Source organism: Bifidobacterium oedipodis, from assembly GCF_012932425.1.
Lineage (GTDB): Bacteria > Actinomycetota > Actinomycetes > Actinomycetales > Bifidobacteriaceae > Bifidobacterium > Bifidobacterium oedipodis.
The window spans coordinates 88,439-106,561 of the sequence record NZ_JAAIII010000004.1 but is presented as its reverse complement, the minus strand read 5'-3'; the positions used below and the strand labels follow the sequence as shown (position 1 = coordinate 106,561).

Here is an 18,123-nt window from a genome sequence, read left to right as displayed (position 1 = left end):
TTGCAAACAAGCGGCCCCAAGCATAAGTTTTGTTACAGGTTCATGACAGTTTGACTCCCAATGCGGCGAGATCCGCACGCACCTGATCGGCGGAGATGAAACGGATGCCGTGAATGCCCACAGCTTGGCATCCGGCGATATTCTTTGCGGTGTCATCGATGAACACGCAGCGATCCGCTTCGAGACCGAAGCGTGACAGGGCAAGCTCATAAATGTCGGCGTTGGGCTTGTGCATCTTTTCCACGCCGGACACCACGGTATCCTGCAATTCGTTCAGTAGAGGGAACTTCTCATACGCCAAATGAATGGTCTCATGCGACCAGTTCGTCAATCCCCATACGCCATAGCCGTTAGCTTTCAAGTCATGCACCAAATCCGTCATGCCGGGCATGACGCGCGGCAGTGCATCCGCGTAATGGGCGATGTAGTAGGCGAAAATTCCAGCTAATATGTCGCCCTGTTCACGCTGCACATCGGGCATAATATCAGCTAGATCCTCGCCAGCATCCATGCGATCCTCGTAACGGTAGAAGCCACACGGATCGTCGTCCGCACAGATGCGGTTCACGATGTCGTCGGGGAATTTGCCTTCCAAGCAGGCACGTGTCTGCCAGTCCAGCAATACGCCGCAGAAATCAAAAATCACATCACTGATTGCCATGGTTATTTCTCGCCCCTTTGTGCTTGCGGTTGCTTAAGTGTTGGATAATCCGAGCGTAGCGCATCTAGGCGATGATATCGGCCAAAGCGTCACCAATAGCACGAGCCACATCACTGGCGATAATCGGATGTCCGATTGCCGTGAACCGTTGGGGTTGCGCTTGACCGAACAAATCCGGTTCCTGCCAGCCATGCTGCTCCGATTCCGAGGCAATGGCCGCGGCCATACCATGCACATACGCGCCCGAAGCAGCGATACGGGCAATATCTTCAGCCTTCCATCCGTTGTCTCCTACAGCATTGCCCGCCAAAAGACCGCCGATAAGACCGGCAAGCACATCGCCTGCTCCAGCGGTAGCCAGCCATGCAGGGGCCGAACCGCAAACTAGAACTGGCTGTGTGCCGGCAGAAGTGTCGACGTTTGCGTTTGTGTGGGCGACGGCACGAGTGGGGGAACTGACGTCAATGGGGGAGCCGGCGTCGTTGGTTTCGCTTTGACCATACTTGCAAGCGGGCGATACCACCATGGTGACCGCTCCTTTAAGCAGCACTGTGGCACCGGTGGAGTCGGCAGCGAACCGGGCATAATGCAACGGTTCATCCATAACGTTTTGTGCGGCAATTGGCTCCGAACGTCGTGCCCCGGCATGTGAGGCACGGCTGCTGCGCTGTGCTTGACCATCATCGGCCAGACGATTGGCCAATTCGGCCAACTCGCCCGCATGCGGCGTGATCACCACGTGGGCAGGCACATGCTTCGGCAGCATATCCAATGCGCCCGCATCCACCACAATCGGCGGCATGGCCAACGCCTGCGTGTTATCGGCATCAGCCGACAGAGCATAATGTTCCAACAGCGCTGCTGCGGTGGCGCGTTGAATATCATCCGGTTCCGCGTTATGCGCATCGGGCGCACCACAGCCAATTGTCCAGGATTGCACATGACCCTTGCCAATAACCGCCTCGGGAATGGCTGCGAGCACCATATTCTGAGCGCGCTCAGGCCCCAGATACCGAATCATGCCGGTATTCGCACGCGCCGCAGCCTCGCAGGAGAGCACAGCCGCACCCGGATAACGGGTCGAACCGGTGACCAACCCCACCACACCCCTCGAATACTTGGAATCGGTGACACGAGGCAACCGAATCGCCTGCTCGGCCAACGCATCATCCACAGCTACGGCAACCGGCACTTGGTCGGAAAGATCGAAGGAGAAATCCACCAACACCAATCGTCCGCAAGCGAACGTGGCGGGCGGCAGCATGGCGCATGGCTTCATCGCACCGAACATCACGGTCACGTCGGCGGGAATGACCGGACCGGGCAGCGTACCATCATTGACCCCGATACCCGAAGGCGTATCGATGGCCAGCACCAACGGCAGATGACCGTCATTCTCACGATTCGGCAACGCAGGACGATCCGGCAACGGCACATGACCGTTCTCGTCGGGCTTGACTCCCAACAATGCCGCCATGGTGCCGGGCAATCCACGCAACGGGCCTCGCAAACCGATACCCGTCATCGCATCGATAATCAAATCGGCTTGTTCGGCGATGTCAATGGCCGTGCGCACGCGCTCCGCAGCCTCGCCGGCGGAAAAACCGGCGACGATACCGGGAATGTCGGCAGCCGGATCAAGCACCAGCGTCCTGCCCCCAGCACGTACGAATGCGGCGAACCCGGCCTCGTGCACACTGGTGCCGACCGCTATGGCAGTCACCTGAGCGCCCTCATCCGCCAGCGCCGCGGCGGCATACAGGCCGTCCCCGCCATTGTCTCCGCCGCCAACCAGCAGCACGATGGCGGCGTCTTCGATATCAATGTTCTCATCATCCAACATTTGCGCCGCAACATGGGCGGCGGCACCGGCGGCCATACGCATCAGCGGTACGCCCCGATCAAGCAGCGGACGCTCCATGGCACGCACTGTAGAGGAATCATAGGCGGCGTGCAGCAGTGTGCGCCGGCGATTGAGATCTTGCATGGCTTCCATCAGAATCATCCTTTCCATCCGATTTGCGCCATAATCTATATGCCACTGTACTCGTGTGAACAATGCGCGTCTGCGACCGCATGCGCTTGTTCGCTGCGCGCCGATTCCTTTTGCTGACTCTTTGTATATTGTGACGGCGATATCCGCAATCATGCGGAACATGACCCATGCCTTTCCTGCATGGGCAGGGATACGGCGATAACATTTGACTTCAAGCGCCTGAGGTTTATAGCGTTGGGAACCAATCCATTCAGTGCGAAGGAAAGGAACGAATGGTATGAAGGCTGTAATCTACAAAGACATCAAGCAGATGGCTTGCGAAGAGCGACCGGCACCGACGATTGTTGAAACGGATGATGCGATTATCCGCGTGGTGCGCGCCTGCGTGTGTGGCTCGGATCTGTGGTTCTTCCGCGACGGCCGCGACACCGATACACAGACCGGTCATGAGGCAATCGGCGTGGTCGAATCGGTGGGTGCCGACGTGACCATCGCCAAGCCGGGCGATTTCGTTATCGTGCCGTTCCCGTACTCCTGCGGCGTATGCCCGGTGTGCAAGGCGGGTTTTGAATCAAGCTGTCCTCACGGTGGTTATTTCGGTTCCGCCGACGGTATGGGCTGCCAGGCCGAGACGCTGCGTGTGCCTCACGCCAACGGCACGCTGGTCGTGGTGCCGGGCGATGCGAAGAGCTTCTCCGATGAACTGTTGGCCGACCTGCTGGCCTTGTCTGACGTGATGCCGACCGGCTATCATGCGGCCGCCTCCGCCGAGGTCAAGCTTGGTGACACTGCCGTGGTGTTCGGTGACGGCGCGGTGGGTCTGTGCGGTGTGCTGAGCGCCAAGATTCGCGGTGCCAAGCGCATCATCGCCATGAGCCGCCACGCCGACCGTCAAGCCTTGGCCCGCGAATTCGGCGCGACTGACATCGTACCTGAGCGCGGCGACGAAGCAGTGGCCAAAGTGATGGAGATGACCGACGGCTACGGCGCGGATGCAGTGCTTGAATGCGTCGGTTCCGCCCAGTCGAACGACACCGCCATGAAGGTGGCTCGTGCCGGCGCAATCGTCGGCCGCGTGGGCCTGCCGCACGGCGTTGAAGCGGACATCCCCGGCCTGTTCTACCGCAACGTGGGATTGCGCGGCGGTCCGGCCCCCGTACGTCACTACGACACCCAGGTCGATCACCTGCTTGATCTGGTGCTCAAGGGCGAAATCCACCCCGGACGCGTGTTCACCGCCGAATTCACCCTCGACCAGATTCAAGAGGCCTACGCCGCCATGGACGAGCGCCGCACCATCAAGTCCCTCCTGCGCGTGAGCGAGGTCTGATGATGTTCGGTAAGAAGAATGGGAATTTCTTTTCTGACGGTAGCCAGACGCTGGAGCAGAGCGATCCCGAATTCATCGACCTGTTCTCGAAGTTCGCGTATGGCGAAGTAATCGAGGCTCAAGGTGCAAACCATCCCGATTTGACTGATGCTCGTCGGTCAATGGCTATTCTGGCCGCACTGATGGGATGCCAGGGAGTGGACGCGTTCTCGATGATGGTGCCGGTCGCCTTGGATTCCGGCGTGACTCCAGTGCAAATTAAGGAGATCGTCTATCAAGGCACGGCGTATCTGGGCTTCGGCCGCACCCTGCCATTCCTGAAAGCCGCGAACGAGGCGTTGCACGAGCGTGGTATTGCGACCCCGTTGGCACCGCAAGGCACGGTTACAACCGAAACCCGCGAATCGGCGGGCGAAGAGACGCAGATTCGTCTCTTCGGTGAGCACATGCGCGGTTTCGCGCACACCGAACCCGCCGAAACCATGCATATCCGCCAGTGGCTGGTCGACAACTGCTTTGGCGACTATTACACGCGTGGTGGCCTCGACGACCGCGAGCGTGAGATGATCACTGCCTGCTTCATTGCCGCGCAGGGCGGTTGCGAACCGCAGCTCATGGGACATATCCGGGGCAATCTGCATGTGGGCAACTCCAAGGAGTTCATCATTGCCTTCATCTCGCAGATCATGCCCTACATCGGCTATCCCCGCACCCTCAACGCCCTATCCTGCGTCGACAAAGTCACCAAGGAATAACGTAGATACCCGTGGTACGGAGTCGAAGAATCTTTCACTAGGCGTGATTCTCGACTCCGTACCGCAAACGGTATGATGGTTCTCATGAGTGACATTCTGACCATTGAAGACGTGCGTAAGGCTGCAGAACCCGTTGCGCGCGCGCATGGTGTCGGAGAAATGTACGTTTACGGTTCAATCTCGCGCGGCGATAACAATGCCGATTCCGATGTGGATCTCATCTACAGACTGTCTCCCGGGGAAAAAGCCACGGCAGGAACGATTCTTTCCCTGAAAGACAATTTGGAACGTAGACTCGGCAAAGAAGTGTCGCTTCTTTCGTTACGTTCAATGCTGTTCAATGCCGAACATTCTCCTTCGGGCCGCCGTTTCTACGATGCCATCAAAGATGATATGAAGCGGGTGATCTGATGACTGCCGTTTCACGGGATGAACTGTTGTTGCTTGAATTGCTTGAGCACCTTGAATACGCATATGAAGATGTCTCGCAGTTTGAAACCGCCGAACAATTGGCCGCCAGCCGTCGAGACCGCAATTCAGCCGCCAAGGAAATCGAACAGGCGCAGGAATGCGCCAAGAAGTTGACCGATGAAACCACGAATAACCTGAGCCAGGTTCCTTGGAAGGAACTTCGCGGCTTACGCAATGTTATTGTCCACGAGTATGGCGAGGTGGAATGGGATGTGCTCTACGACACCGTGATGACAGACTTCCCTCATGTCATCCAAATAATCCGGGATTATTGCCTCGTTCATCAGCTCACTTGAGATTCCCGTCTTGGTTCATGGACACAACATGCAGTGGCGCACGTGAGTTCAGTGGCTGTTACGGGGATTTTCAGGGGAAAATCAGGGAATGCTAGGACTCGTGGGCAAAGGTCGAAGCCGACCGTCAGGATGGATGGTATGAAAGAATCGACACCTACCATTCATACCATGCGCCGCAGCGACCTGCCCAGCATCGAACAGCTTACTTGTGACATGTGGTATGCGAATTATGAGCCCCGGGTCGGAGCTGCGCTGTCGCGCATCGATGTAGAGCACTGCTTGGCACGCACCACCTTCGCAAAGGTGGCCGAACTGGACGGCGAGATCGTGGGCTTCATTCTTGCCAGCATCACCGCGCACACTTCAAAGACCAGCACATTGCGCCATAGCGCGAAGGCGGCCGGTGCAGCCATGACATTGCTGACTGACGAGGCTGGACGTCGCGCTCTTGACGAGTTCATGCGCATCGCCCGCGTGGATGATCAGCTGCTGCGCGAGGCCGGACCGTTCAAGGCCGAAGTGGTGCTGTTCGTGCTGGCACCGGCTGCACGTGGGCATGGTCTTGGCAAACGCCTGTTCGGCACCGTGATGGAGCATTTCACAGCAAACGCCATCGACGAATACTTCCTATACACGGACACCACCTGCGATTACACGTTCTATGAGCATCGCGGACTGGAACAAAAGGGAGCACTGCCACTGGAAATGAAACCAGGCGACTGCTACGGCAGCGAACCACCGACGTTCTTCATCTACACCGGCAAGATCGCGCACGAAATCACGATTCGCTGATTCACTATTCCTCGTCATTCCGAGCGAAGTCGAGGAATCCCAGATAATGCCCCGCCACATCACACGAATAAACGTGAAAAAACGGTTGGCGGGGCTCTTGTTACACTATTTCTTTGGACTTCCGTCGCCGCACGCCTGTGCGGGATGCAATAGTGGAAACGAACAACCGCGAATAAGAAAGAGATAGGTGGCGTAGGCATGGCCATTGAGGCGCAGGGCTTGGAAATTCAGATTGGCGCTCGCACGCTGCTCAACCCCACCGACTTTCACGTATCCAAAGGTGACAAAATCGGTCTGGTTGGCCGCAACGGTGCCGGCAAAACAACACTGACCCGTGTAATCACCGGTGATATGCTGCCCGCCGCCGGTAAAGTGCGCGTCTCCGGCAAACTGGGATACCTGCCGCAGGATACGCACGCCGCCGACCCCGAACAGACCGCACTCGATCGCATGATGAGCGCCCGCGATATCGCCACCATCATCTCGCGTATGCGCAAATGCGAGAAGGAAATGACCGATCCGGATCCGGACGTGATGACTCGCGCGATGAACCGCTACGACAAGATCATGCAGGAATTCGACAAGGCCGGCGGTTACGCGGCCCAATCCGAGGCTACGGCCATGGCCGCGTCGCTTGGATTGCCGCAGGAAGTTATGTCGCAGCCGCTCGGCACGCTTTCCGGCGGTCAGCGCCGTCGTATCGAATTGGCGCGCATCCTGTTCTCCGACGCAGACACCTTGATTCTCGATGAGCCGACCAACCATTTGGATGCCGACTCCATCGAATGGCTGCGCGGCTACCTGAAGAAATATGAGGGCGGCTTCCTCGTGATCTCCCACTCCACCGAACTGTTGGATGAAGTGGTAAACAAGGTGTGGCATCTGGACGCACAGCGCGGCCAGATCGATATGTATTCGCTCGGTTGGAAGGCGTACCTGCATCAGCGCGTGGTGGATGAGGAACGTCGTCGCCGTGAGCGCGAAGTGGCTGAGAAGAAGGCCGAACGCCTGATGCAGCAGGGCATCCGCCTGCATGCCAAGGCCACCAAGGCCGTAGCCGCGCAGAACATGATGCGTCGCGCCGAACGCCTGCTCAGCGAAACCTCGGAGGCGCAGAAGGCGGAGAAGGTGGCGGATATCCGTTTTCCCGAGCCCGCGCCCTGCGGACGCACGCCCATCATGGCCAAGGACATCTCCAAGGCCTACGGTTCCAACATCGTGTTCGCCGGCGTGAATCTGGCCATTGACAAGGGATCGCGTGTGGTGATTCTCGGCTACAACGGTGCCGGCAAAACCACAACGCTTCGCCTCTTGGCGCATATCGAAGAGCCGGACACCGGTTCGGTGGACTATGGTCATGGCTGCAAAATCGGCTATTTCGCCCAGGAACACGACACCTTGGATCTGAACGCCACCGTGCTGGAGAACCTGCAGCACGTCGCTCCCGAACTCGACAATACGCAGGCGCGTTCGATTCTCGGCTCGTTCCTGTTCTCCGGCGATGACGCGATGAAACCGGCGCGCGTGCTTTCCGGCGGTGAGAAAACCCGCTTGGCGTTGGCCACTTTGGTGACTTCGCGTGCCAACGTGTTGTTGCTTGATGAGCCGACCAACAACCTTGACCCTGCCTCGCGCGAGGAGATCCTGAAGGCCATAGCCAAGTATGAGGGTGCAATCGTGCTCGTCACCCACGATGAGGGTGCCGTGCAGGCGTTGAACCCCGAACGTGTGCTGCTGATGCCCGATGGCGACGAGGATCTGTGGAACGACTCCTACTTGGAGCTCGTCGCCGAGGAATAAGCGGCACGGCACCTGTCGTAACAAGCAGTCGTCGTAACAGTAGTGTCCCCAGAATAGGGACGGATGCTTGCACTGTCTCCTTTGATCGCCAACAATGATTGCGTCGGTATATCCAATCAAAGGAGACTGCGATGCAATCATCAGCGCCCGCTGTGCGGGTAGACGATGTCTCTTTTCGATATTCGCGTTTTCGCAGGGGAGAGCAGTGCGCACTTTCCCATGTTTCATTTGGGCTTCGGCCAGGAATCACGGCGCTGTTGGGGCCCAATGGCGCCGGTAAGACCACATTGATTCGTCTGCTGACCACGCTGGCGTCTCCCTCGAGCGGATGCCTGTATTTCGACGGCAAGACAATTGATTCGTCTGCCCGGCTTGAACAGGTCAGGCGCACTATTGGATATATGCCTCAGTCATTCGACATGATGGAGGGAGAGACTGTTCGCACCAATATCGAATACGCCGCATGGGCCAGGGGCATTGCGAGCAAACAATGTTCCCGTTGCGCCGATAACGCAATCAATCGGTTTGGGCTGCATGACTATGCAATGAGAAAAGTGCAACAGTTATCCGGCGGGGTGCGTCAACGTGTAGGTCTTGCCTGCACCACGGTGCACAATCCACGTTTGCTGGTATTGGATGAGCCCACGGCCGGAATCGACCCACTGCAGCGCAAAATGTTCAAACACATACTCAGCGATTATGGGCGGCATGCGACTGTGCTGCTCAGCACACACATGATTGAGGAAATGGAAGGCGTCGCTTCCAACGTGTTGGTGCTCAATAACGGTCGACTAATCTTTGATGGCTCCATCGAGGATTTTGAACAATGCTCTTCTGCAAAACCAGGGGATTCTACAAATCTGGATTCTGCAAGCCTTGAGGATTGTTATGAGTCGGTGCTGCGTTGCGTGTCTGATAATCGCCCGTTGAGGGGAAATATGAGACATGGGTGATTCAATCAGGAAACTGTCCTTCGCTGGACGGCCGAAACAGCATATGTCATTCTGGCATCCTCTTAGATTGCAACAAGTCACCATCATGATGCTGTTGACGGCTGTTAGCGCCTATGTGCTTTCGGATGTCAACGTCGCATGGCCGCCGATTACTTGGAATGGACTGGAAGTGCATGTTCGCGATGCACAGATTGGCGCTGCAATGTCCGGGGCGTTTTTCGGCGCGCTGCAGGCAAGGCAATGTGGCGAACATTCGGTTATCGCTCCTCCAGTGTCGTGTCGTTCGTCAGTCGAGACTGTGGGGCGTGCGCTTGGTCTGCTGGCGGCGGCGAATGTCGTTGCTTATGCAGTTGGTATGTTGCCATCCATCATGGTTACTGGTTCTGACGCTATTGGCGGGGTGCCCGACATGCTGCCATTGTTCGCGGTCGTCTGCAATATTGCTTGTTGGCCGGCGGTGGGATTCTTCATTGGTCTCATATCGCAGCATCCGTTATCGCCGGTGCTGGCAATATGCGTTGCAAATGCGCTTATCGGGATACCCATTGTGTTGAGCAATAGCATTGCGGGCTTTTCGATGCTGTCGATAGCGCCGGTGTGGCAGCTTGGTTTCCCTTTCGTTGGTGAACGTTCTCATCCCGGAACTGCTTGGGCCAGAATGGTGCTATTTGCAATGCTGGGGTTCTCATTATGTATGGCATGCATATCCGTGCATCGGGGAACAGTAATGCCGCGTAATCGTGGCGATGTGCGTTGGTTTGTTTGGTTTGTGCCACCCACAGTGTTGGGCATCATCATGGTCATGATGCAGCCGCAGCTGGTGGCAATGGATTGGATGATGCGTGCGACCTGTGAATCGGCGGGCCGGGTAACTGTCTGTGTGGCGGCTCCCTACCGTCGTGCGCTCAAGCCGGCATTAGTTGTTGGGCGCAAGGCATATGCCTTATTCCCTCAGGATGAGGATATAACATTGGTGGGGCTTGGTCTGGAAGGCCGTGACCTCAGTACTGTGCTTGGAGTAAGCAGCGAGGCGATTAACAGCAGAATGATAACGCTGAGTGATGTTGTCGTAGATAATGAAGCTGCGTATAAGCAGTCAATCATCGAGGATCTTGCAATTGAGTTTTCTGGAATGAATGAATGCGCGAATGGGGAAGAGGGCTTGAATAATGCTGTGAAATTGCGTGTCACAATGTCCCGGATATTATCAAATCGTAAGGAGGCTGGTGATTTCACCGAATGGTATGAAAACCATAGGAATGAGATTCAGCGGTGTTCTTTGACGGCAGAGAGTGGCATATGAACATACTTCATTGGTTGCAAGGGCGTCATCGGAAAGCTTTGATGATTTCCTCATGTTGTGGTGCGCTAGCTGCTCTGCCTTTTATGGACATTTCCCTAAATTTGGGAAGCGGACAACACGCCAATGAAACGATTATCGTTTCACTGCGAATGTTTGCTCTTATTATCATCGCGCATATACAAGCGTGGTCGCTTATCCCACGCATGAGTAGCGTAGATGCTTTGGGCGAAAAGAAGTTAGTTGGATACAGCATATTATCGGCTGTGGGATTGCTGCTCTATGCATACTTGACCCCATGGCTGAGCTGGTTGTTGAAACCTAGCGTGGATACGGCATACAGCTGTGTTTTTGCATCATTATTTGTTGCGACTGGCGCTCTGTTGGCATTGGCATTGTCGTCTTGTATGGGAATTAACGGTCCGTTATGCAGTGGAGCGCTTGTTGTTGTTCTGTTGAGTACTTCTGGGTTGCAAATCAGATCGATTGGGTTTTCCGTTCTTCCCTCCAACCTCAATGATCACATCAGTGTAAGGCTCATTGTTATGCTGATGGCCTCCATCATTGTTGTTTATTGTTGGGGGAGAACACGGTCAGGTGCTCGCTGCCTGGCGAGACTACACTAGTCGTGATGGTGTTGAACTGGTGCTGAAGTTCGTTGGGGAACAGGAGAGGAGGAGCGCCATGGCGGGTGATATTTCCATCGGTGTTGTGGACAATGATCGTCTGTCGTTGCGTGCCTTATCTATGGTGCTGGGAGCGACCAATGGCATTTGCGTGCTGTGGGGCAGTACGTTGGGAATGGTTGCGGTGAGACGATGCATGGTGCCGTCTACCTGTCCGCAAGTTTTGGTTGTGGATATGGCCATGGAAGACATGTCAGGGCTTGAATTATGCACGAAGATTCGGCACCATGCTTCCAATGTCGCGTTGGTGTGCGTCACGTCGTATTCCTTGGCCTTGTATGAGGAGGATGCCAGCAATCATGGCGCTCAAGCGCTGGTGTCGAAAACTGATTTCGACGGTATCCGAACGGCTATCAGCAATGGTGCCATCGGTGTTGCCACGCAACGACCGGGCAGCATGGTGGTGTTCGATGATGTTGCGGAGGCGAATCGGCAGGTTGCGCGTGGCAATGGTGCAGCGCCGTTGCTGCGGGCAAAGGGAGATTTATCTCCACGTGAACTAAGAACCATGCGTTTGTACGCAGAAGGTGCCAATGCCGGGGAAATCGCATCACTGCTTAACGTTCGAGTCTCTACCGTGCATACCTTCGAAAAACGAGCGATGAGCAAGCTGGGGGCAAAAACAAGGTCGCAGGCCATCGCGATGTGCATAAGGAAAAGCCTGTGGTAAGGAATGAGCGCAACTCTTTCGCATATTTCATTGTTTCGTTGTTTATAGCGGCATGCATTGCCATTGATTGCGTTGTTGAACTCAATAGATTAGTTGTCTATCCTGCGCACGCACCTTTTGTCGGGGCATTGTGTGTGATGTCTGTGCTGTCCATAGGAATGGTTCCTATGTTTGGCGCGTGGACATGTCTCGTGTTGGGGAGCTGCATTAATCTTGCTCCCATATGCGTTGATGCGTGCAATACGATACTGTATTTTGTGGGATTGCGGCCTATTTCAGTTCCATTCATACCCGCAATGATGCTGTTGGCATCTGTTTTTGGGTTATTTGTTATAGGAACGATGGGTGGAATGCCATCGCTTATTGCCGGAATACTACTGTTGTTCAATTGCATTGGGATGATTTGGCAGGGTATTGGTGCTTGGCAGATCGTATCGGAACTGCTCTGTGCTGTAGTTGCTCTTTGCATTGGCTTACTGGTTTGCTTGCAGGAAAAGCGTGTTGCTGTAGAGTCGAGCCTATCCACAGTCGAAGATGAAATCCAAGATCTCAGTGTTCGCATGTCGGTGGCTGCGCAGTTGCATGAATCGGTAACCAACAAATTATCGATACTCATCGCCGACATGGAATTGATGCTTATGGATGAGAACGAAAGCCCAACAAAGGCATCAATCCGTAGCATGCAATCCATGGCTCAGGATGTTTTGAACGAAGCGCATCATGCCATTGAATCTTTGGAATACACGAAGAATGACTCCTTACGGAATATTGACGATCAACTCGCGATACAGAATGCGCCGGATGATTGGTTTGAGCAACTTCGCGACTATGCCTCCAAACAGGATGAACGATTGCATCATATGGGATGCTATGGCTGCACTTCATTCCATGTGTTCGGTTATGGTCCTGATCAAACAATCGCGAATGTATGCTCCGATATTTTGGAGGAACTCTATGTGAATATTATGAAATATGCCGATCCTGCATGCGGTTATGATATGCATATCGCCACCCAAAACAATAATCTTGTTATCGAATCAACGAACGTATGCGCTAACACTCATTCCCCATCGCAGCATAACGGTGATGGCAGTGGGCTTAACCGTTTTAAACATGCCCTTAATTCCATTGGCGGATCACTGCGCTATGACAAGGAGCCAATAGAGTTCAGCCCGTCAGCCAACAAGCATGGCGAAGAGACTCCCAGTGAGTCCACGAATGCAATGGAATGGGTGATACGAGTGGAAATTCCGTTGCATCACGCCGAGACGCGGGCTCAGCCGGCGTGATGCAAGGCGAGGACTATGGCGGCACGATCGGCCGACGTGCCCTCGCAGGCGCACATTGTGGCATACCAACGCTGGTTGAGCAGGCGTTCCGCCCCTTGTTCATCGCGTTGAATCAGCGTGGCAAGATCACTGGCGTACTGGAAATGGAAATGGCTAAGCAATCCGCCGTTGGCAGAGAATTCGGCACGTTTCGGCAGGGGAGCGATGGCAAGCAACCAATGGAACGGGTCATTATGCGACAAGCCATCTACGGCTTCGAATACGAACGTGGGAGCACCCTCAAGTCCCTTCGCCATAACGTGATCGCAATGATAATCATGTTCGGCAAGTGTTGAGCCGTCTTCGCCCTTCCACACGATTCGTATGCGGACGTCATCGGTTCCATCATCATCTGCCTGGCCGGTATGCGGGCTGTCGGCGATAACCATGGAACCGATGCGTGCGGTGTTTTCGGGACTGGTGGTGGTGCAGGCCATGGCCCAGAATGCGCGTATGCCGCGAGCTGCCATGGGCGCCATTCGTGGATTTGACAGAACCGCCTGCTCGGCTTTGCCCCATGCATCATCAATCAGACGATCCTTTGACTCGATATAGTGCTCGAAACTCTCCCATTCGCCGCACCATTCCTCGGTGTTGAAAACATTGTTTGTATTTGCCATTACAGACTCCTTTCCAGATTGATGATGCGATCGCACCAGCCGGCGGCCAGCTCTTCATCATGGGTGACCACGGCGATGGCCTTGCCTTGATCCGCCAGTTGGCGCAACAATCTGCCGACCTGTTCCATATGGAAGCGGTCAAGCCCGCTGGTCGGCTCGTCCAACACAATGAATTCCTTGCCGCTCATCAGCGCCGAAGCGATGGCCACACGCTGCTTCTGCCCGCCCGACAAGCTCATCGGATGCCGTTCGGCGAACGGTGCCAGATCCAGTGAAGCCAACACCTTGTTCGCTTGATCGACGATCTGCGGGTTCGTATCATCCAAACCGATCAGCAGTTCGTCGCGCACCCCATCGGAGAACAGCTGATAGTTCACGTCCTGCATCACCATGAATCCCGCACGGGTCAGATCATGCGGCTTAGCAGGCTTGCCATGCAACTCGACTGCACCAGCCAGAGGCTCGATCAAACCGGTAAGTGTACGCACCAGGGTGCTTTTGCCGCACCCGTTGCCGCCCATAACCCCCACAATCTGACCGGCATGGAATGCCATATCGGGCACTGGCCGAGCGAACGCCTCCCGCCCACGGTATCCAATGCGCAATCCGCGCGTACGCACCACGGCGTCAGAGGATTCCACCGGCTGATCCAACAAGCGGATTTTCGCACGGTATGGTTCCAGATCCAATGCGCGCAACCCCATTGCGGCAATACAGCCGGCACCCAAGCTCAGGAACTCCTCGGCGGCATAATCCTGCACAATCCGGCCGCCGTCAAACACCACATACCGGTCGGCCACACCATTCAGCCACGCCAACCGGTGCTCGGCGATCACAACGGTCATGCCCTGCGCTTTCAATTCCTCAATCATCTGACGCATATCGGCAATGGCTGCGGCGTCAAGATTGCTGGTCGGCTCATCCAACACCACCAGTTTGGGCGAAAGCACCACTGCGGCAGCCATGGCGATACGCTGCTTTTGCCCGCCGGAAAGACGGAAGATGCTGCGATCCATAAGATGAGCAATGCCGAAACGCTCACAGACCTCACCAATACGCCGGTTGATTTCCTCTGGCGTATATCCCATGTTTTCCGCAGGAAACGCAAGCTCGTCGGTGGTGTTTGCATTGAAATACTGGGTTTTGGGATTCTGGAACACGCTGCCGACCAGCGGAGTCAGTTGGTCGATGCTGATGCCCGCGGTATCCAGTCCGCAGGTATATTGCCGGCCAGAGAATGCACCGTGGAAAAACGAGGGAACCAGTGCGTTGATAATGCGTGTATACGTGGTTTTTCCACAGCCGCTTGCCCCACACAACACCACGCATTCGCCAGGCTCCACGGCAAGGCTGGTATCGTGCACGGCAGGTTCGACCGCACCATCGTAGGTGAACTCGACATGCTGCGAGCGAATCGTTGGATCGTCGTTGTTCATCAGATCACCCCCGCGATATCCAACGCCAATGGAACTGTGCATACCACAATCGTCAGCCAGTCAATCGGCGTCATGTGAATGCGGGTACGCGAAGTATGCGCGCCTGCCCGGCCCAATCCTTTGGTCAGCGCGGCCACCGACAAATCCTGCGCCACATTGGTGGCGTTCATCAGCAACGGAATCAGAATATATTCCAGCGACTGCGCTGGATGCCGCAGCATACCCCAGCCACCGGAGGCGATACCGCGCAAAGCCATGGCCGCACGAATCTGCCGATAATCCTGCGCAACCGTGGGAAAGAAACGAATCACCACCACGCAGGGAATCACCACAGCCTCCGGCATGTGAATGCGCCGCATGGCGCAAATGAATGCGCTGGGCGACGTGGTGGAGAATGCGTACGCGCCGGTGATGAAACAGGGAAGCATCATATTTGCGCCCACCGCGAGAGCCGAAACCACATGCAGCCACGGCATTCCCAGAAATTCTGGGTCAAGGAAACCAAGCGCGGTGAGCACAGCATAGACAACGGCGAATTTCAACGCCATACGCCATCGGCCGGCCGCAACCAAGGGCAGCAGAAACAGCACAACCATAACGGCCTGCGTGGATACGGCGACATGGAAGAACAGCATGAGATTAGCCAATATCAGCAGTACCAGTTTGGTGCGCGGATCAAGGTTCCGGATTCGCCCGCATACGCTATTCAAAGCATCCTCCGGACGTTTGGCCGAAAGCTGTGAAGACAAGAAGATGCATGATGTCAGGCATCAGGCGATGCCGGCCTTGATGAAGTGCTTGCGCATCATCCTTTGGCCGAACCAGCCGCCGATAACCGCGCACACCAGAATCGCGCCCATCGACAGGAAGAAGGTGCCGGTGTTGATATTGGCGAACACGCCATCAATATACGCCGCATCCTTGCCGCGCGCCTCAAGGCTTGCCACGTAGGCGTCCTTCATGAACCACAGGGGCAGAATAGGGCCGGTCAGTCCGTAGGAGAACACCACGTAGCTGACCAGCAGCAGCGCCTTGTTCTTGTAATGGCCGATGCGTGCGATCAGGTCGGCGATGACAGGGAATACGATGCTGGCCACGAAAGACAACATGAAGTGGCCGGAAACGAACAGAAACAGGCCAATGACCACGCCCATCACGGTGATGCCACCGAATTTGCCGGTACGTGCAACCATGAGCATCCACACGCAGCCGGAAATCAGCGCGGCAATCGCCGGCAGGAAGATCGAGCCAAAACCGCCAGTGAACAGGGTGCTGGCCAGCGTGGCCACACATACCATTACGAAATACAAGGCGGTGAACACGCCGATGGTGATGAGATCGGCGGTTGCCAGTTTCGCACGGCCGGTGCTCGGTGTGGTGGCCTCAACGGTCGGTTGCTGCGGCATGGCATTGGGGGTCTGCTTGGTCATGAATACTCCGTTAATACAATGAATCGTCGTTTTCAATGTATCGGCGGAAGCGTCGAAAAACAATACCCTTGGCGAAGAAAAACAGTTTTTACTTCAGCAGACGCTTGACGCTGTGATGGAACAACAAGCCTGCCACAAGGGCGGAAGTCGCGTCGGAAATCGGTTCGGCGAGAAATACGCCCGTGGTGCCCAATCCCAGCGTGGGCAGCAGAAATGCCAAGGGAACAAGCAAAATGATTTTGCGGAAAATCGCCAAAAACAGCGAAGGCTTGGCTTGGCCCATGCCAACGAACGCGCATTGCACGATGTTCTGCACGCCGAACACGCCCATGCCGCATACGAACCATGGCAGCGTGTGCTCCACAATGCCGATAATCGTGGGATCGGAGGAGAACAATCCAGCCAGATACTGGGCGAAAAGTGCGAACAGCGTGGTCATCGTGCAGTTGATGGCCACCTGCACGATCATCGTACCGCGATAAGCAGTGCGCACGCGATCATACAGTTTCGCGCCATAGTTGTAGCCGATCACCGGCTGCAAGCCCTGCGAAATACCTTGCGAGAAAATAAAGATCAATTGCATAAGACTAAGCATGATGGTCATGGTCGCCACATAATCATCGCCGCCATACCGTTCCAGTGATGCGTTGAACACCACTTGGATTACTGATTCGGTAATTTGCATGATGAACGGGGAGAAGCCGAGCAGCAGCATGGGGGCCAGCTGCCGGGTGAACCGCAGATAGCGGCCGCGCAAACGTATCGAACCGCGATCGGAGGTCAGGAATGCGAGCACCCAGATGGCTGAGAAGCTCTGCGCCAGCACATTGGCCAACGCGGCACCTTTGACACCCATGCCGAAAACGAAAATGAACAACGGGTCCAGGGCGAGCGAACTCAATGCGCCGATGAGCACCGAGCCCATCGCCACCAGAGCACGGCCCTGCGCGGTGATGAAGGTGTTAAGGCCGAGGGCAAACATCACACAGATTGAGCCGGTCAGATAGATGCCGAGAAAATCCTCGGCATAAGGCAGCGTCGCCTCGGAAGCGCCGAAAGCGTTGAGAATCGGCGTTTTGGTCACTTGCAGCAACGTGGGGATGACGATGCCAAGTGCCAACAGCATCGCCACTGATGTGCCAAGCAACTGCTCGGCATTCTTCCGGTTGCCTCGCCCCAGTTCGATGGATGCTAGGGGAGCGCCACCCATACCCACCAGCATGGCGAAGGCAGAAATTGCCAAGGTGATTGGGAAACAAATGCCTACGCCGGTCATCGCCTGATCGCCGATTTCGGGAATATGCGCTAAAAACAGTCGGTCAACGATCGTATACATTGCGTTACATGCCTGCGCCACCACCGCCGGCAGGGCCAATGATGCGACCAACGGGGCGATTGGCTTGGAACCCAGCACATCGTTGCCTCGTCGGCTGGTCTGCGCACCGTCGCCCGTCTGTGATTGCGACGTTTGACGTGAATTCGTTGTCTTCTGCGATAGCGACATCTGCTTCCCACTCTCCGACATACTGTGCTGTGCTGACGCGCTGCTGCAATACTGCCATACTGCGCGCCATAACCTCGTTCATCCTATTGCAGCCA

17 protein-coding genes are annotated in these 18,123 nt (G+C 55.7%); 10 read left to right on the top strand and 7 right to left on the bottom strand.

The features are described 5' to 3' along the window. Positions 1-40: 40 nt before the first annotated feature. Together G1C95_RS07375 and G1C95_RS07370 are read right to left on the bottom strand one after the other, a co-directional pair. Positions 41-661, bottom strand: a complete 621-nt coding sequence (locus G1C95_RS07375; RefSeq protein ID WP_169172321.1) for an HAD family hydrolase — start codon at positions 659-661, stop codon at positions 41-43. 64 nt (positions 662-725) lie between these two features. Beyond that, positions 726-2,657 (bottom strand): bifunctional ADP-dependent NAD(P)H-hydrate dehydratase/NAD(P)H-hydrate epimerase, encoded by a 1,932-nt coding sequence (locus G1C95_RS07370; protein ID WP_169172320.1) that lies wholly within the window; start codon positions 2,655-2,657, stop codon positions 726-728. 277 nt (positions 2,658-2,934) lie between these two features. Between G1C95_RS07370 and G1C95_RS07365 the strand changes: the two genes are divergently transcribed. From G1C95_RS07365 to G1C95_RS07320, 10 genes are all read left to right on the top strand, one after another. Continuing rightward, complete coding sequence (locus G1C95_RS07365; RefSeq protein WP_169172319.1) at positions 2,935-3,987, top strand: zinc-dependent alcohol dehydrogenase family protein; 1,053 nt, start codon at positions 2,935-2,937, stop codon at positions 3,985-3,987. A gap of 2 nt (positions 3,988-3,989) precedes the next feature. After that, the gene (locus tag G1C95_RS07360) at positions 3,990-4,742 is read left to right on the top strand and encodes a carboxymuconolactone decarboxylase family protein (RefSeq protein ID WP_169172493.1); all 753 of its coding nucleotides are present in this window, start codon (positions 3,990-3,992) and stop codon (positions 4,740-4,742) included. Positions 4,743-4,826: 84 nt separating this feature from the next. Continuing rightward, positions 4,827-5,153, top strand: a complete 327-nt coding sequence (locus tag G1C95_RS07355; protein WP_169172318.1) for a nucleotidyltransferase family protein — start codon at positions 4,827-4,829, stop codon at positions 5,151-5,153. Further along, a complete protein-coding gene (locus tag G1C95_RS07350; protein ID WP_169172317.1) occupies positions 5,153-5,509 on the top strand; it encodes a HepT-like ribonuclease domain-containing protein in 357 nt (118 codons plus the stop codon). The genes G1C95_RS07355 and G1C95_RS07350 overlap by 1 nt, the downstream gene beginning before the upstream one ends. Before the next feature lie 138 nt (positions 5,510-5,647). After that, entirely contained in the window at positions 5,648-6,301 is a 654-nt protein-coding gene (locus G1C95_RS07345; protein WP_169172316.1) for a GNAT family N-acetyltransferase, read from the top strand. 198 nt (positions 6,302-6,499) lie between these two features. After that, positions 6,500-8,101 (top strand): ABC-F family ATP-binding cassette domain-containing protein, encoded by a 1,602-nt coding sequence (locus G1C95_RS07340; RefSeq protein WP_169172315.1) that lies wholly within the window; start codon positions 6,500-6,502, stop codon positions 8,099-8,101. A gap of 131 nt (positions 8,102-8,232) precedes the next feature. Beyond that, the gene (locus G1C95_RS07335; protein ID WP_169172314.1) at positions 8,233-9,054 is read left to right on the top strand and encodes an ABC transporter ATP-binding protein; all 822 of its coding nucleotides are present in this window, start codon (positions 8,233-8,235) and stop codon (positions 9,052-9,054) included. Next, the gene (locus G1C95_RS07330) at positions 9,047-10,357 is read left to right on the top strand and encodes a hypothetical protein (protein WP_169172313.1); all 1,311 of its coding nucleotides are present in this window, start codon (positions 9,047-9,049) and stop codon (positions 10,355-10,357) included. Before G1C95_RS07335 ends, G1C95_RS07330 begins: the two co-directional genes overlap by 8 nt. Before the next feature lie 561 nt (positions 10,358-10,918). Continuing rightward, complete coding sequence (locus G1C95_RS07325) at positions 10,919-11,710, top strand: response regulator transcription factor (RefSeq protein WP_169172312.1); 792 nt, start codon at positions 10,919-10,921, stop codon at positions 11,708-11,710. Continuing rightward, positions 11,704-12,999, top strand: coding sequence for a hypothetical protein (locus G1C95_RS07320; protein WP_169172311.1), 1,296 nt, complete (start codon positions 11,704-11,706; stop codon positions 12,997-12,999). The genes G1C95_RS07325 and G1C95_RS07320 overlap by 7 nt, the downstream gene beginning before the upstream one ends. Here G1C95_RS07320 and G1C95_RS07315 read toward each other — a convergent pair. From G1C95_RS07315 to G1C95_RS07295, 5 genes are all read right to left on the bottom strand, one after another. Continuing rightward, positions 12,987-13,658, bottom strand: coding sequence for a hypothetical protein (locus G1C95_RS07315; RefSeq protein WP_169172310.1), 672 nt, complete (start codon positions 13,656-13,658; stop codon positions 12,987-12,989). The two genes, G1C95_RS07320 and G1C95_RS07315, sit on opposite strands and share 13 nt — an antisense overlap. After that, complete coding sequence (locus G1C95_RS07310) at positions 13,658-15,094, bottom strand: ABC transporter ATP-binding protein (protein ID WP_240947482.1); 1,437 nt, start codon at positions 15,092-15,094, stop codon at positions 13,658-13,660. The genes G1C95_RS07315 and G1C95_RS07310 overlap by 1 nt, the downstream gene beginning before the upstream one ends. Further along, positions 15,094-15,783: an energy-coupling factor transporter transmembrane component T family protein gene (locus tag G1C95_RS07305; protein WP_169172492.1), complete on the bottom strand. Its 690-nt coding sequence runs from the start codon at positions 15,781-15,783 to the stop codon at positions 15,094-15,096. The genes G1C95_RS07310 and G1C95_RS07305 overlap by 1 nt, the downstream gene beginning before the upstream one ends. Before the next feature lie 81 nt (positions 15,784-15,864). Beyond that, entirely contained in the window at positions 15,865-16,500 is a 636-nt protein-coding gene (locus G1C95_RS07300; RefSeq protein ID WP_169172491.1) for an MptD family putative ECF transporter S component, read from the bottom strand. Positions 16,501-16,612: 112 nt separating this feature from the next. Beyond that, a complete protein-coding gene (locus tag G1C95_RS07295) occupies positions 16,613-18,028 on the bottom strand; it encodes an MATE family efflux transporter (protein WP_169172308.1) in 1,416 nt (471 codons plus the stop codon). Between the last annotated feature and the right edge of the window lie 95 nt (positions 18,029-18,123).